We start from the raw sequence: 16,300 nt of genomic DNA on the forward strand, positions 1-16,300 counted from the left end.
CAGTTTTATAATTTTCATTGTAAAACTGCGGTCCCTTTTTTGGCAAAGCTGTTATTTTATTCCTAACAACTGCATTATTTTGCTGTAAATTTCGGTGTTCTGATACACGCCCATAAAATTCTGAGCTCCGGGACCGTAGGCAAAAACAGGCACCGTTACTGAGGTGTGGTCGTTGGTGCTGAAGCTTCCGTGTACATAACCTTTTTCGGTACTGCCGTCTATTAAGGAAAGTCCGCCGGTCTCGTGATCGGCCGTTACAATCAATAAAGTTTCCGGATTTTTGTCTACAAATTCCATGGCCTGACCCACCAAACGGTCAAAATCAAGCAGTTCACGTACGACGTATTCTACATTATTGCTATGACCGCCGTAATCAATCTGAGCGCCTTCGGCCATGATAAAAAACGGATTCGGTGTTTTGGAAAATGTATTCGTAGCTTTTAATAATGATTTCGCTAAAAAATCGCCTCTTCCGTCTTTTCTCGAAACTACAGCAGCATTTTCCAATACTACAAAACGGGAATTGCTGATCGTATCCAAAGCGCTGAAGTGATCCGAAAAAGTATAGCCTTTTTGCTGTAAGGCTTCCGCCAGATTTTTACCGTCTTTTCGGGATTTGAACTGGTTATTTCCTCCTCCGATTAAAATATCAGACGGATTGGATAAAAAATCTTCGGCAATGGCTTCGTTATAACTTCTGTCGGACTGATGGGCATAAAAAGCAGCCGGTGTAGCGTCTGTAATATCACCGCACGAAATAATAGCGGTTTTATATTTTTTCTTAGCCAGCAACTGTGTTATGGACTCCACTGGTTTTCCTTTTTCATCGACACCAATAAAACGGTTATTGGTCTTATGACCGGAAGCCATAGCAGTAGCTCCTGCCGCCGAATCGGTAATATAACTGTCCGAAGCTTTAGTAATCGAAAATCCCTCTGTCGGAATATTGAACATGTTTAACCTTCCTTTATTGGCCGTGTAACCTGCATAAATCTGGGTCAGTCCCATTCCGTCTCCAATAAGAAGAATTACATTCTTCGGACGTTTATTTTTGGGAAATACTGCGTCGTTTTTAGGAACATAGGTTTCGTAAAACTCCGTGTTCTGGTAAAAGGCAGATTTAATATTTTTGATGAATTGCGTCAATGCCGACGTGTTATCCGTTGCAATGTAATCCACATGCAGGTTCATTAAAGTCATCCAGGTATTCACATTATCCTGTGTCGACCAGAACCGGATTTTTTTATTTTGATCGTGTACTTTTTTAATGATGGCCAGTATTTTCTCAGAATCGGCCTGAGTCAATACACCTTTGCCATTCCAAACCGTCAGTTCTTTCAAATCCTCACTGATCATTTCTACTCTTGACAGTTCTTCTGAAGTATAGGTTTCGTTGAGCCTTCCGTCAAAATAAATAAAGGCCGGATAGTCTTTCCATTTGGAGGGCGCTGGCCTGTTCCCGGAAATAATAACCTTAAAGTTTTTGTTTGAAATGAGTTCCGGAAAGGTGTTTAACTGTTCCGAAATTACTTTTAAAGTGGCCTCTGCCTCCGACTTGATGTCAATCATCAAAATTAAAGGTTTGTCGCTTTTATAAGCTTTCCCCCCTAACGCTTTAAATTTTAATAAAAGCGGCTCCAGGTAAAGGTTCCGAAGGGAATTGACGGGATTAATTTCCTTTGAGGTATGCGCCACAGCCAAATCGTTTTTAACCAGAAAAACATCGGCTTCGATGACGCCTGCCTCATTGGCGTAAGCTTCATAAAAAGGAAGCGGACTAGCGTAATCATTATGGGAATGAATATTCACAGAACTGTATTCCTGTGCCTGTGAGAAAAGGCAAAAATGGAGGCAAAAAAGGGTGATTATTTTTTTCATCTGTACTAGTATTTGTTCTTTCTGAAAGCTGTAGGCAAACTTCAATAAAAAGAACATAAGTTATTGGTATTAATTCAAATACACTTCAATTCTTACATTAAAAAATGTATCGTATTTCTAATCCGAAAATAGAAACCAGCCCTTTCACGAAAAGACTGGTTTCTAAGTTATTTATAAATCATTTGTTTTTTATTTACGACCGCAGACTCCTGTAAAGCCTGCAGCGTAAAAAAAAACACAAACTAAATGAAACTACTTTTTACCAGCCTTTATTTTGAAATAAAGCACCTTTGCTTACGGCAATCTCATCTGGTGGTATTGGCCATACATGGTGAATGGCAGGATTAAAATTACGGGCAGGATAAATCACTGTTCCGTCATAATGGTGCAATGGTTTTGCGTAAGTGGCCTGCGCATCGCCCCAGCGTACTAAATCGTAATGACGGTCTGTCCATTCCCCGGCTAATTCGCAACGTCTCTCTCTTTTCAGATCAGTCATTGTGGCTCCCGAAATACTGGCAAGACCTGCACGGTTGCGAATCATATTTATTTCGGTATCGGCGTCCTGTCCTTTCATTAATTTAGCTTCCGCCAGCATCAGGATCACATCGGCATAACGCAAAAGTGGTACATTCAGCGCTGTGGAAGGTTTATCCCCGTTGGCATTTACATAACGAATGTCGATTCCGCCCGAATTCGTTTTGGCGTAACCGAAAGGCTCCATATATTTTTTAAACTGATAGCCTGTTCTGTTACTGGAACTCACGACATATTTCCCTACATTGAAAGTCGCTAATTCACCGAAATACATAAACTGATCGCCTTTTTGTAAAATCGTGGCACTGCGTCTTTTATCGGCAGGATCATAGGTGTCAAATAATTCTTTGGTCGGGTAGAAATTTCCCCAGCCGTTGTAAACGCCCCAGCCTTTATCTTCCAGGCAAACTCCCGGAAAAATAGAGCCAAGAGAAGTATTCTCAGCACTTGAAGTAACCGACCAGATGTATTCTGAAGACCAGTTATTCTTGATTTTAAAAACATCTTCAAAATTAGGAAGCAACGTATGTTTGCCACTGTTCACAATCATATTGGCATATTTGATCGCGTTGTCCCAGTCTTTTGCATAGAGATACGTACGCACTAAATAGGCCCAGGCCGCAGTTTTGTGTGCACGTCCGTAATTGTCTGTCGTCAGTTCATTAAAATAAGGCAGCAAATCAGCCGCTTTTTGTAAATCGGCAGCTATATAGGCGTAATTTTCAGCTACATTTTTGGCACGGGGCACATATACATTCGTTGGGTCATTTCGATCCTGAATCGGAATTCCGGCGCGATCATCTCCATAGTGATAGGCCAATTCCAAATGCATCACAGCATGATTGAAATACGCTTCACCCAGCATCATGTTTCTCGTTTTTTCGTCTAATGCAATATTTGGAATATTGCGGATTACATCATTACAACGTTTCATGATTTCGTAATGCAGCCTCCAGATATCCTTCGTATCCGATTCTGATCCGTCTACAATGAAATTTTTAATACGTTCCGCATTTTGTCTTGGTTTAGTCCCGATATCATCACTGGCATTGTTCAGCCAGAAAAAACCTCGTCCATACATATTATCATCCGAGTACAAAGCATAGATAGCATTTACGCCTGCCTTTGCATCTGCGGGTGTTTTCCAGAAATTTCCACTCGAAGGAGCTCCCTGAGGTACCAGATCAAGTTCGCTTTCGCAGGCTGTCGTACCTAGCAGCATTGTAAAACTCAATAATAAAATACTTAATTTTTTCATTTTGTTTGTTTTAATATTTTTTAAAAAGTTGCGTTTATACCCGTCATGTAAATTCTTGAAAGCGGATATTTCCCTAAATCCAGACCAAAATTATTCAGTCCAACTTCCGGGTCCATTCCGGAATATTTGGTAATCGTGAAAAGGTTTTGGGCGGAGATAAAGAATCTCAGATTTGCTTTTCCGTTTAACCAGCTGTCTTTAACGGTATAACCAATGGCCACATTTTTCAATCTCAGGTAATCTGCCTTTTCAATATAAAAATCAGATATTCTTCCGAAGTTATTGTTGTTGTCTGTTGCCGAAAGTACCGGTATCTTAGTATCGGTGTTCTGCGGTGACCAGGCATCTTTCGATTCTGCCAGCAAATTATAGCCAGGGAAAGAACCATTCAGACCTGTATATTTTACAGCATTAAAAACACTGTTACCGGCTGCTCCGCTTAAAAAGATATTCATATCAAAGCCTTTATACCTGAAATTGGTATTTAAGCTGAAAGTTGTTTTTGGAAAAGGATTTCCTAATACAACCCTGTCATTATTATTAATCACTCCGTCTCCGTTTACGTCTTTAAACTTCATATCTCCGGCAACGGCATTCGGCTGATAGACTACACCTGACTTATTTACATACGCTTTTGCTTCTGCAGTGCTTTGAAACAATCCGTCTGTGGCATAGCCGTAAAAAGCTCCTACAGGGCTTCCCACCTGATAGATATTCGCTAAAGGCAGACTACGAACCCTGCTCAGATTAAGCGGCTCCAGGGAAGTTAAATCATCTTTGATGGAAACAATTTTGTTACTTAAAAAGGCTGCATTCCCTGTAACATCAAATTTAAACTGCCCGCGTGTTTTCTGATACGTAAGGCTTGCTTCAAGACCTTTATTCTCTACATCACCTGAATTTACGATTCGGCCTAACGGTGTCCCTGCCACTCCCGGCAGCTGATCGCGAACCAGCATGTCTTTATTAGTCTTTTTATAAACATCTACAGCTCCTGTAAGCGTATTGTTGAAAAGGCTGAAATCCAAACCTAAGTTTGTTTGTTCGGAGCTTTCCCATTTTAAAGCCGGATTTGATAATTCGCTTTCGGAATACCCATAATTAATCACCGGAGTCGATCCGATTAAAGCCGAAGTCTGGTTTAACGGCACACTAAACTGGTACGGCCCGAGGTTTCCTAAATTTCCGATTTCTCCCCAGCTCGCACGCAATTTTAAATTGTTTACTGTTGAAGTGATATTTTTCATAAATCCTTCTTCAGAGATCAGCCATCCTGCAGAAACAGAAGGATACACTCTCCAACGGTTGGCTGAAGTCAGTTTTGAAGTACCGTCACGACGCACAATTCCGGAGAACAGATATTTTTGATTAAAATCATAATTTAACCTTCCCACATAAGAGGAAATAATCTCTTCTGACATTCCTGCGCCCAACTGCTGAATTAATTTTGCATTCAGTAAATAACGCTGTGAAGGATCTTCATTATCAAAGCCTGTACCCGATACGCTGTAAAAATCCCTTTTGGTATCCTGGTAGGTATATCCCGCCAAAGCTTTAAAATTATGTTTTCCAAATGATCTATCATACGAAAGTGTCTGCTCCCCCAATAAATCAGTCGTCGTAGAAGTCGTTTGTGTCAATCTGTTAAAGTCAAATACTTTACCCGGCTCTGTAATCTTCACCGTAAAATCCTTGTAATCGTTCTGGATTCTGGTATATCCCCAGTTGGATTTGATTTTCAGGCCTTTGATAATTTCCCATTCCGCGTACGGATTGATCAGTATCGTAGAAATTGGATTGCTGTTATCGAGTCTTTTCAGATATGCCACCGGATTGATCACGTCTCCGTAGGAACCGATATATTTCTCCGGTACCCCGCCAAAAAGTCCGGAACCGTCTTCTCTGTAAACCGTTGCATTTGGCGGATATAAAATCGCTCCTAAAATGGCTCCGGTATAAGCACTTGATGTATTGGCGCTCTGACCATTCGTTAAGGAATATGTCAAATTTTCTCCTATGGTAAAGTTGGGCGCGAGTTTGAAAGAAGAATTGGCTCTTGCAGTATAACGGCTTGCATCGGTATTCAAAAGAATTCCTTCGTTTTTACGGTAACTTCCCGACAGGAAGAAATTCGATTTTTCTGTTTTCCCATTCACCGAAATAGACAAATCCTGAATCTCACCCGTCTGGAAAATTTCATCCATCCAGTCGGTTTTAGTAATTCTGGCTGTCGGTTCAAATGCCGGATCAAAAGCGGGAATTCTTGGTAATCCCGCGTTATCCCTGGCCGTGTTCATGGCATCTGCATATTCTGCGGCGTTAAGTACTTTCAGTTTTTTGGCTACACTCTGAAAACCTCCCTGATAGTTCACATTTACATTCAGACGCTCCGAAGTTCCTTTTTTAGAAGTAATTAAAATTACCCCACCTGAAGCTCTTGCTCCGTAAATCGCTGCCGAAGCCGCATCTTTCAAGACACTGATCGAAGCAATATCATTCGGGTTAATGGTATTTAGTGAGCCACTGTAAATAATTCCGTCCAGTACAATTAAAGGCGTTTCTGCATTTAGCGAACCAATACCACGAATATTGATGGTTGGCTCTCCTGTAGGATCACCTCCATTATTGATAACGGTAACACCTGCTACTGTACCCTGAAGCAAATCGGCAGCAGAATTATACGTTCTGCTGGAGGTTTCTTTCATCGAAACTGATCCTACTGCTCCTAAAACTTCATTCTTTTTGACACTTCCGTATCCCATTACCACTACTTCCTGTAATTGTTTTACATCTGCGGCTAATTTGACATTCAGATTCTTTTGTGTCTCTGTAACTTTGATTTCCTGTGTAACATAACCCACATAGGAAAAAATCAGCAAAGCTTCAGAGGAATTGATTTCCATGGTAAACGTTCCGTCAAAATCGGTCGTTGCCGTTGCGCTTGATCCTTTGTCTTTAATGCCTACTCCCGGTAAAGGCATCCCGTCATCACCGCCAAAAACAGTTCCGGATATCGTAATTTTGTTTTGTCCGACATCACTGATTTTCTGGTTTCTCTTAATGACAATGTTGTTGCTGATAATTTCATATTTCAGAAAAAAACTGCTGCAGATCTTATCAAGAGCATATTCCAGCGTTACATCATTCAGTTTTAAACTTGCTTTTTGATTGGTATTGATCTGATTGGCTTCGTACATAAAATGTACATCAACCTGTTTTTCAATTTTTTGCAGAATGTTTTTTATATTTTCATTTTCTACTTTTAATGTTATTCTTTTATCCATATCGACATTTCCGGCTTTGGCCGTTAATCCGATAAAAAATAAAGCAATGAACAGGATTAATTGGGGCATAACGCCTTTTTTAATACTTTGACACTTTGCGGCGTACCGCAGTTGTTTTTCATTCATAATGGTGTTGTTTTGATTTTTTGTGTGATTGTTTTTGTTTATTGTCAGGTATGCGTTCTGCGTTTATTGAATTCTGTACACTCCCGATTCGATTTTATAATTGGCATTGATGATATTACACACCAGTCCAATGACCTGATCTGCCGGAAGTTCCTTGAAATAGGCACTTATTTTCAGATTATTGAGATTCTTGTTTTCAATGGAAATGGCAACATTATAATTTCGGTTAATGGTCGCTATCACTTCCGGTAAAGGGGTATCCTCAAAAACAATAATGTTTTTTCTCCAAAGCGAAATAGAGTTCATCGGAATATTCGTAAAGGCATGCAGGCTGCTGTTTTTCGATTTAAAAACGGCTTTCTGGCCCGGCGTTACATAAACATTCTCGTCTGTTACCGTTGATTTTACATTGACTCTTCCCGTCAGAACCGAAACTTCCTGGGTGGCCTGGCCCGGATACGCCTGTACATTAAAACTGGTGCCCAGTACTTTGGTATCCATCTTGTCTGTGTGAATGATAAAAGGATGCTTTTTATCTTTGGCAACATCAAAAAAAGCTTCGCCTGTCAGATACACTTCGCGGGTGTCTCCGTTAAATTTACTCGGGTATTTTAAGAGACTTCCTGCGTTAAGCCAGATCTTAGTTCCGTCGCTTAGTGTTATTTTGGTATGTTCTCCCGGTTTTGCGGCATATTGTCTGGTCGTGATGGCTTCTGAATTCAAAAAGAAGAATCCCGTTAATCCGGCTGCCAGCAAAAGAGAAGCCGCCATTATCCAGTTCCTGGTGTTCAGCAAAAAAACCGTATTTGATTTTTTGATCGCCCTGATTTCTTTTTTAAGTTTTGAAATATCGGATGCAATAACAATCCCGTCTTCGGATATTTCTTCCGGGTTATCGTACCAGTTGTTCCAGATTTCTTTTCCTTTTAAAGAAGGCTTCCCCTCCAGAAAAGATTTTATATTTTGATGTAATTGCTCAGGCATTATAATTTTTTATAGCTTTAATAATAAGTCTTGGGAATTCCGGTTTCAGGTAGGCGCTCCAGGTTACGCTTTTGTTAAGAAAACAAAAGAAGACCGGGCATTGAAGTTTTATTTTAGTTAAACTCACCCAGATAAAGCCGCATGAATTTCAAAGCATAGCTAATATGATACTTCACGGTCTCGTGCGAAACATTCAGTTCTTCCGCTATTTCTTTGTTGGAATATTGTTTGAAACGGCTCAGGATAAAAACCTCCTTGGATTTTTTTGGCAGTAAGGAAGTGGCTTTGTCTAAAGCCTCCTGAAGTTCATCGTGATAGATAGATTCTTCGGTGGTATTATTACTTTCTTCAAGAGAAGAATTCCGATCCAAAACTTCCTTAATATACTGATCGTTTACCATATTGGCCCTGATATAATCCAGCGTCACATAACGTACTGAAGTATACATATAAGCCGAAAACTTCTTCTGAATGATTAACGTTTTACGTCGCTCCCAGATCGTGGTAAAAACTTCCTGAACAATCTCTTCCGAGATTGGAATCGATTTCATTCGCTGGTACACAAAGCGGACCAGTTCATCCCGGTACCGGAAATACAATTCATCAAAAGCTCTGTCTTTCCCTTGTTTCAGTAATGCAACAAGTTCTTCGTCACTATATTTTCTATACATGGTACATCACTTTTACAGCAGCTGCCAAACCTACAGTATTTCCTGAAAAACAGGATTCGATTGTTTTTCTGCGATGTATTCTTACTCTAAAAAACGACATATATACAAGTATTGGGTTCTTATAATATGTCTCCAAAATTAGCCCTGAGGGTAGGTCAAAAAGGTTACGTTTACATTAATAAAACAGCACTGTTACTAAACATATTATTAACATTTGACACGTCATGTTATCGCAATGTGGTGCGGTGGAAAGAATAAACTTACGTAAGAAATGAAGTGAAACTTACGCTTTGAAAAAGTAGCGATAAAAAAAAAGGGCATTCATAAAATTTATGAATGCCCTTTTTTAGTACTATTATTTTTTTATTTGCCCCAGGTCAGGTAGCAGCTTCCAAAAGTAAACCCGGCACCGAATGCCGTAAGCAATAATCGGTCTCCTGATTTGAAATCATTTTGGAAATCCCATAAGCATAAAGGTATAGTCGCGGCGGTTGTATTGCCATAGCGCTCTATATTTACTTTTACTTTTTCCATAGGTACGTTTAGGTTATTGGCTACTGCATTAATGATCCGGATATTGGCCTGATGGGGTATTACCCAGTCAATATCTTCTACCGCCAAATCATTACGGTCCAGAATTTCATTGCAGGTAGTCGTCATGCTTTCTATAGCATGTTTGAAAACAGTTTTTCCATCCTGTTTTACAAACTGTTCGCGGTTTTCTATAGTGTCTTTGTGAAAAGGTTTAAGAGAACCTCCTCCTGAAACAGACAGGAATTCGCTGCCCATTCCGTTTGTTTTTAAGACAAAATCTTTTAGTCCGTTATTTTCCGAAGGTTCCAGCAATATGGCACCGGCACCGTCTCCAAACAAAATACAGGTGTTACGGTCTGTATAATCGATAATCCTGCTCATGGTATCTACACCGACCACAATTATTTTTTTATGTCTTCCTGATTCTATTAAGGATGCAGCTGTTGATAAAGAATACAAAAAACCACTACAGGCTCCGTTGAGATCAAAACCCCAGGCATTTACCAGTCCTGCTTTATGACAAACTACGGGAGCAGTCGGGGCAAGTAATTTATCAGGTGTGGCTGTGGCCAGTATTAAACAATCGATTTCTGAGGGATCTGTACCGGAGTTCTTCAAAAGGTCATTTATCGCTTCTATAGCCATATCTGAAGTTGCTTTTTCAGGATCCGTTAAAATACGTCTTTCTTTTATTCCGGTTCGCGATATAATCCATTCATTGGAAGTATCGACCATTTTTTCAATTTGATAATTATCAAGTACAGTGCTGGGAACATAGCCACCTACGGCAGTGATGGCTGCTAAATTATTTCTTGTCATTGCTAACGAATGTTATTTTTTTCTTGCAGAAGCCTGCAAATGTAAAATTGCCCATGCCGTTTTTCTGTGATTTCAGAATTTATATACTATTGTGGTTGTATTAAGAACCTTTTCATTCTTACTTTAAAATATTAAAAGTCATTTTTTCAGTACTAAAACTTACTAGTAATAAAAAAAGCCAAAAGCATTTTGCAGAGTTACGTGAGAGTAATAACCCGCAAATGTATCAAAAAAAAGTTGATTAAGTCGTATTTTTACGGCTTAATCAACTAAAAAGAAATAGGTTTTGGATAAGATATTCGCTTGAGTTCAATTACCAACTGTGATATATCAATTAGAAACCCGATTCATACGAACCACATTTACCGGATCGACTAACAGTTCATCTGTCATTTTTGCGAAATTCTGAAAATGATCCGATTGGATATGTGCATCAAATGCTGCGTCATTTTCAAATTCTTCACTCATGTAAAAAATTCCGGCTGTTAAATGATCCTCATAAAGTATGTACTCCAGACATCCCGGTTCATTCCTCGTAGGTTCTATTAAGGCAAGCAGGGCCTCTTTTAATGCTTGATTTTTACCGGTGTTTGCTTTTAAATGGGCAATGGCCCTAAATGTATTTGTCATGATTATTCATTTAATTTTTTATCCTAAAAGTGCTGTTCCGTCTATCAGCCTGTCCAGCAAAGCATAACAGCAAATGCTGCTGACTATGAAGTAAACAGTTGCCAGTAAAATCAGGCAGCTGAAAATGGAAGGCCAGTATTTTAAGCCGATACGCTGTTCCTGATTTAGTACATAAACAGCGGCAATCTTTTGGTTAAGCGTAATCCAAAACCAGACTAAAAGCGATGCTATTGCTATGAAAAATAAATTTATTAGTAGAAATTTAGTTTCGTAACCCGCCATTACTAAATCAACAATAAAAACAATACCGATGATTACTGAGCTGGTAACAGCTAGTATACTTGTTAGCTTAAAGATTTTAAACATGGATTCTGTTTTTAAAATTTAAGAGTGATCCAATTATTTATTGTATTGCGCCTCCGAATTATCTATGGGGGTATTCGGGTCATTCTGTACCAGTCTGGCAATATCATCTTTTCGCATGTAGACTACGCCGGGCTTTGTTTTGGTATATTTTATAAACTGTTCCATTACGTTTATCACGGCCGGAGATCCTCCGATACGATCATGAAAACTCACAGACATCATTCTTCTTTTCGTGGCACCTTCCTTATACAGCTGGTCAAATTCTAATTTTAACTGATTTAAAAATTGATCCGGGCTCCAGTGTTTGCCTTCAATATTTACAATATCATTGTTCCGAAGAGTATACGGAATAACAACAAATCTTTTACCATTTACCATGGTGATAAAGGGTTCATCATGGCTCAGATCATCTATATGGTATAAAAAACCAAGTTGCTGAAGCACTTTTAAGGTATTTGGACCTCTTCTCAACCAATTACTATTGTACCCCACTCCTCTTTTTCCTGTAATGGCTTCGACGGTATCAATACCTTTTTTTACAAAGGCCAGTTCATCAGCATAACTTTTATTCCATTGGTTGTCCCATGTCATACCGTGCGCTGCAATCTCATGACCCTGATCGGCAATTGCTTTTGCCACTTCTGGATATTTTACCGCTGCTTGTCCAACGACATGAGAAGTTACTTTGACATCGTATTTTTTCCATAAATCAAGCATGCGGTAGACGCCCTCCTTCCCTCCATATCGAAACCAGCTGTCAGCAGCCAGGTCAGGCTGTCCTTTGGGTAATGGATTTCCTGAAAAAGGGCTTTCTGCACCTTCCGGCTGTCCCCCGGTTTCAAATTGCATTGATACTGAAATTACTAACTGAGCGCCATTAGGCCAGTAACTTTTAGACTTTGGTGCCGTTTGGGCGATTCCTATGAAAGAGGCGAACAACAGCACCATTGCTAAAATCCCTCTGACAGATACGTATTTTTTCATCTTTTATGGTTTTTATTTGTAAGACAAAATTAAAACTGTACTGTCAGTTATCAAGGTAAAATTCAATTGTAATTTTGTATAAATCAATCTTTTGAATTGGGGATGCTTTTTAAATAAAAGCTTCAAAAATAAATTTATGAAAACCCCTTCTCTTCCAAGGCTTCTAAATAGACGAATAGGCCATACCAGGGCTTACACCTCTGTACTTTTTATACAGTTTATTGAAATGACTCGCATCTGTAAAACCTAGTTTGGTTGCTATTTCATTGATGTTCAGGCGGCTGTTTTTGAGCAATTGATCTGCAGATTTCAGCTTAGTTTGTATAATGTGCTGCTGAATTGAAACATCACTGTGTTTCTTTACATAAATACTGATATAATTGGGTGACATTGCAAAATGATGTGCAATATTTTCGATGCGCATTTTTTCTGCATCCAATGCATACAATCGCAGATAGCTCAATATCTGATTGAGTTTGTCCAGTTCTGTATTTCCGGGACAGTGCTCCCCATATTCGGTCGTCGAATGACTTCTGGCGAGCATCATCATTACTGCTCCAAAAAGTTCAATTACCAATTCACGGCTGTAGGCACAGGTTTTTGCAAATTCACTTACTAAAATCTGCAGTAAATAGCTAAGATGTTTTTTATCCTCAGCCTCCGCTATTAAACTACCGCTTACCGAAGATGCGTTTTGCAGCAGGGTTTTGATAACCTCCATCCATTTTGCCGTTTTATTTCCTTCTAATTTTTCGATAAAAAGCTGTTCCGTAAACTTGATAAATATAAAATGGGTTTTCTCTTCCAGGGTGAAATAATGGGAATCTTCAGGTCTTAATAAAAAAGCATCCCCTTCTTTATAAGAAAAAGATCCCTCATTCAAAAAATGGTTCCCGCTTCCCTTTTCAACAAAAATAAATTCATAGCAATTATGTTTATGAACCGGAAATTCCCATCGATCAAGCTCCAGTCGAAAAACATTTAAAGAATGATAACTATTAAAACGTTTCATAGTGTAATAAATTTTTACAAAATTATAATGAAATAATACAACACCACACCCTCGGGCTGTATTTGTTTTGTCATAAAATCAACTATTTTACTTCAGCAAAAATCTTCTCCTTACCGATACGGGAATCACATCTCCGTTGCTCATTTTCACGGTAGATACTTTTCTTGAGGCGATTTCATTTTTAGACACCAGGTGTGAATTATGAACTCTTATAAAGTTATAGCCCTGCAACAGGTCTTCATAATATTTCATATTTTTAGATACGGTAAAAGACCTGTCCTTCAAAACGAACTCCGTATAAGCGCTGTCTGCCTCGAGTCTGATGATATCTTCAATATTGACATAAAGCGTTTGATTTAAAACGGTAAGAGCCAGACGGGGCTTATCGACATTTCTGTTACTTAAAAAAAAATCAATCAGGACAAGGTTGGTTAATTTTTCTTTTGCCTTGTGTATTGCTTTTGCTAACTCCTCAGGATCCACTGGTTTTAAAATATAATCCACCGCATTAAATTTAAAAGCTTTTATGGCGTGGGTGTCATAAGCTGTAGTGAAAATAATCGAAAAATTAATACACGGGATTTTTGACAATAATTCAAAACAATCTCCGTCGGCAAGCTGTACATCCATAAAAACAATATCTACACTGTTTTCTTTAAAAAAAGCAAGACTTTCAAAAATACTTGGGATTTTGGCGCAGATTTTAAAATCGGGCTCTAAAATAGAAATCATCTTTTCCAAAGCTGCCGCTGCCGCTACTTCATCTTCTATTATGGCTACGTTATACATTTTTTACAGTGTATTTAAATTCAATTTTAGTGCCTTCAAATTCAGGTCTTGACAAGATGGTAAAACTATTCAGATCATTGGCATTGTGTATCGAAAGCCGGGCTTTAAATATCGCTGTCGAATGTAATTTATCATCTTTAACCGCCTTACAGCCAATACCGTTATCCGTAATACGAAAACCAATTTTTTTCTTAGAAACAGTAAAAATTTCTATTTTAAGAATTCCAAATTCCTTAAGTCCTTTAAAACCACTTTCAATGGCATTTTCTACAAAAGGCTGCAGTAATAACGGTGGTATTAAGATGCTGTCAATTTCGACATCTCCGCATTCTATAAAAAAGTCAAATTTTGATTTAAACCTCATTTTCTGGACTGCTATATAATTTTTCAGCGCATCAAGATCCTCTTCCAAAGTGATATAATCTTTTTGGGTAAAATCAAAATTTTGCCGGATCAGTTTTGCGAATTTTGCCACATAGGAAGCCGACTCTAAAATATTGTTATCCATCATTGAATTCTGAATGGCTACAAGCGCATTAAATATAAAATGCGGATTCATCTGAGACCGCAGCACTTTTTGTTCGAGCTGCAAAGCGGTCTGCTCCTGCCGCAATATATTTTTACGGTAATATCCATATAAAATAAGAGCAACCAATAAGAGTAGTACAAATACAATGATGCGTTCACTCTTGAACAGTTCCTTTTCTAGCTGGTTGTTATCTTTTAAAAGTCGGATCGCCTCTCCCTGAAATTTAATTTTTGCCTGCTGTGTGGTTTTATCAACCAAATCCTGTTTCTCTAAAAACTGAACGCTCTTTAACTCTTTTAGCTCTAATTTGCGATAATACAAAGCACTATCGTGTACTGATTTTTTTTCATGGCACTCCGAAAGAATACCATACAGGCTTTCCTGGTCATTTAGAAAATAGCTATTACCTGAATAATATTTCAAAGCTTTTTTTCCATAATAAAGTGCACTGTCGATTGCGTTTCTTCTAATAAAAACCAATGCCATCCTTTTATTTATAGTCGCCTTTAGCCCTAACAAATCTGTATTTAATACGTAGCCGGTCCCTGCATATTTTTTTGCCTTCTTTAAGTAAAAATAAGCACTGTCATAATTTTTCAAATCAGTAAATACAGCTGCAATGTTGTTATAAGTGGCAGCATGTAAACTAAATTTCTTATGCAGATCGTCATTTATAATGGATTTTTTAAAATACTTCAGCGCTTCCTGTGGTTTTTTCTGCCGCCGCAATATTCTTCCCAGTTGATTGTAGACTTTTGATAAATTGACATTGTATTTAATCTTCTTGGAATGCTGAATTGTTTTCCTCAGATACTCTTTTGCTTTTTCATAAAAATCTAAATTGTTATAATATTTGGCCGTCTGAAGATAGCTGTCTGATAACTCTTTTGAAGAAGGTGACCATTTTTCGAGTTCCAGATTGTTTTGCAGGATTATTTCCAGTGCCATTACTATTTTATCACGCTTGAAATAATATTCGGCATTGATCATATTAACGATCCCTTTTTCGGGATAACACCGCTCACCATTACAGATGGTAAGTGCCTTATTCATTTCTGCCGCAGCCTGATTGTCAAATCTCCTCGAGGCCATAAATTCTGCCGATTTTGCGTAAACCACCTGCCCTCTTTTCGGAAAGCCTGTGTTTCTCCTTTTGAGCAGTTCAAGCTGCGCTTTACACCAGGAATATCTATCCTTCTGATGTCCCTCGATTATACTGTCAATGGAATCAAAATTTAAATCAGACTGTCCGTAGCCCTTTCCGGGGAGGAAAAAGACTAAAGTAAAAAACAGAAAAAAAACAGAGTAGCTTTTTATCATATCCGAAATGCTGGTTTTTATTAAAAAATCTTACTTTTTAATCCTAAAAAACTAACGGTTACCAATTTAAAACAACAGAATACCAAATCTCAATTTGTGTGTTTTGCATTGGTTTATCCGCTGTACAACCCTTACCCATCAGCACCGTGCTGGCATAATGGAGATCTAAAAAGGCAGGAATAAAGGAAAATATCTTTTCAGTATATTTTTTTGCAAAGAAACCACCAAATAAATATTTAATCCCAAACAATTAATAACTGGAACGTTTCAGTTTATAACTGAACATTCTGTTTGTATAATTGGAAAAATTTTAATGTGATCTTTTAGAAGGATTTCTGCATTTTGGCTGCATTTTATAGATTAAATCCAAAAGCTGAAGGGTTTATTTCGAAGATTTGAGGTTCCGGTACTGCTATACCAGAGTTAAAATCATTATCATAAATAATAAAGAGGATACCTCTTATGCAATGCTGACTTGTAAGAATACCACAACTTACTTATACACCAGTACATAAAGAGAATCCTCCTTAAAAAGACCTTACTGCTATCACCAAAAGCAAGGTCACAATTACTATAATT

Annotated in this window: 12 protein-coding genes; all 12 read right to left on the reverse strand. The window is 38.3% G+C overall.

Annotated features, from left to right (window positions below; all coding sequences use genetic code 11):
* Positions 1-51: 51 nt before the first annotated feature.
* The 12 genes from D0817_RS01120 to D0817_RS01175 all read right to left on the reverse strand — a co-directional run bounded on the left by D0817_RS01120 (position 52) and on the right by D0817_RS01175 (position 15,721).
* Positions 52-1,878 (reverse strand): alkaline phosphatase, encoded by a 1,827-nt coding sequence (locus D0817_RS01120; RefSeq protein WP_127336547.1) that lies wholly within the window; start codon positions 1,876-1,878, stop codon positions 52-54.
* A gap of 259 nt (positions 1,879-2,137) precedes the next feature.
* Positions 2,138-3,673 carry a RagB/SusD family nutrient uptake outer membrane protein gene (locus D0817_RS01125; RefSeq protein ID WP_127336548.1) on the reverse strand — a complete coding sequence of 512 codons (1,536 nt, stop codon included), beginning with the start codon at positions 3,671-3,673 and terminating at the stop codon, positions 2,138-2,140.
* A gap of 20 nt (positions 3,674-3,693) precedes the next feature.
* Positions 3,694-7,083, reverse strand: coding sequence for a SusC/RagA family TonB-linked outer membrane protein (locus D0817_RS01130; protein WP_127336549.1), 3,390 nt, complete (start codon positions 7,081-7,083; stop codon positions 3,694-3,696).
* A gap of 63 nt (positions 7,084-7,146) precedes the next feature.
* Complete coding sequence (locus tag D0817_RS01135) at positions 7,147-8,067, reverse strand: FecR family protein (protein WP_127336550.1); 921 nt, start codon at positions 8,065-8,067, stop codon at positions 7,147-7,149.
* 113 nt (positions 8,068-8,180) lie between these two features.
* Complete coding sequence (locus D0817_RS01140) at positions 8,181-8,738, reverse strand: RNA polymerase sigma-70 factor (protein WP_127336551.1); 558 nt, start codon at positions 8,736-8,738, stop codon at positions 8,181-8,183.
* Positions 8,739-9,101: 363 nt separating this feature from the next.
* Complete coding sequence (locus D0817_RS01145; protein WP_127336552.1) at positions 9,102-10,091, reverse strand: beta-ketoacyl-ACP synthase III; 990 nt, start codon at positions 10,089-10,091, stop codon at positions 9,102-9,104.
* Positions 10,092-10,421: 330 nt separating this feature from the next.
* Positions 10,422-10,721: a putative quinol monooxygenase gene (locus D0817_RS01150; protein WP_127336553.1), complete on the reverse strand. Its 300-nt coding sequence runs from the start codon at positions 10,719-10,721 to the stop codon at positions 10,422-10,424.
* 18 nt (positions 10,722-10,739) lie between these two features.
* Entirely contained in the window at positions 10,740-11,087 is a 348-nt protein-coding gene (locus D0817_RS01155) for a hypothetical protein (RefSeq protein WP_127336554.1), read from the reverse strand.
* Positions 11,088-11,120: 33 nt separating this feature from the next.
* Positions 11,121-12,071, reverse strand: coding sequence for a polysaccharide deacetylase family protein (locus D0817_RS01160; RefSeq protein WP_127336555.1), 951 nt, complete (start codon positions 12,069-12,071; stop codon positions 11,121-11,123).
* A gap of 163 nt (positions 12,072-12,234) precedes the next feature.
* Positions 12,235-13,083 carry an AraC family transcriptional regulator gene (locus D0817_RS01165; protein ID WP_127336556.1) on the reverse strand — a complete coding sequence of 283 codons (849 nt, stop codon included), beginning with the start codon at positions 13,081-13,083 and terminating at the stop codon, positions 12,235-12,237.
* Positions 13,084-13,170: 87 nt separating this feature from the next.
* The gene (locus D0817_RS01170) at positions 13,171-13,872 is read right to left on the reverse strand and encodes a LytR/AlgR family response regulator transcription factor (RefSeq protein ID WP_127336557.1); all 702 of its coding nucleotides are present in this window, start codon (positions 13,870-13,872) and stop codon (positions 13,171-13,173) included.
* Complete coding sequence (locus D0817_RS01175) at positions 13,865-15,721, reverse strand: histidine kinase (RefSeq protein WP_127336558.1); 1,857 nt, start codon at positions 15,719-15,721, stop codon at positions 13,865-13,867. Before D0817_RS01175 ends, D0817_RS01170 begins: the two co-directional genes overlap by 8 nt.
* Positions 15,722-16,300: the final 579 nt, after the last annotated feature.

The sequence above is a fragment of the Flavobacterium cupreum genome, assembly GCF_003996965.1.
GTDB classification, from domain to species: domain Bacteria; phylum Bacteroidota; class Bacteroidia; order Flavobacteriales; family Flavobacteriaceae; genus Flavobacterium; species Flavobacterium cupreum.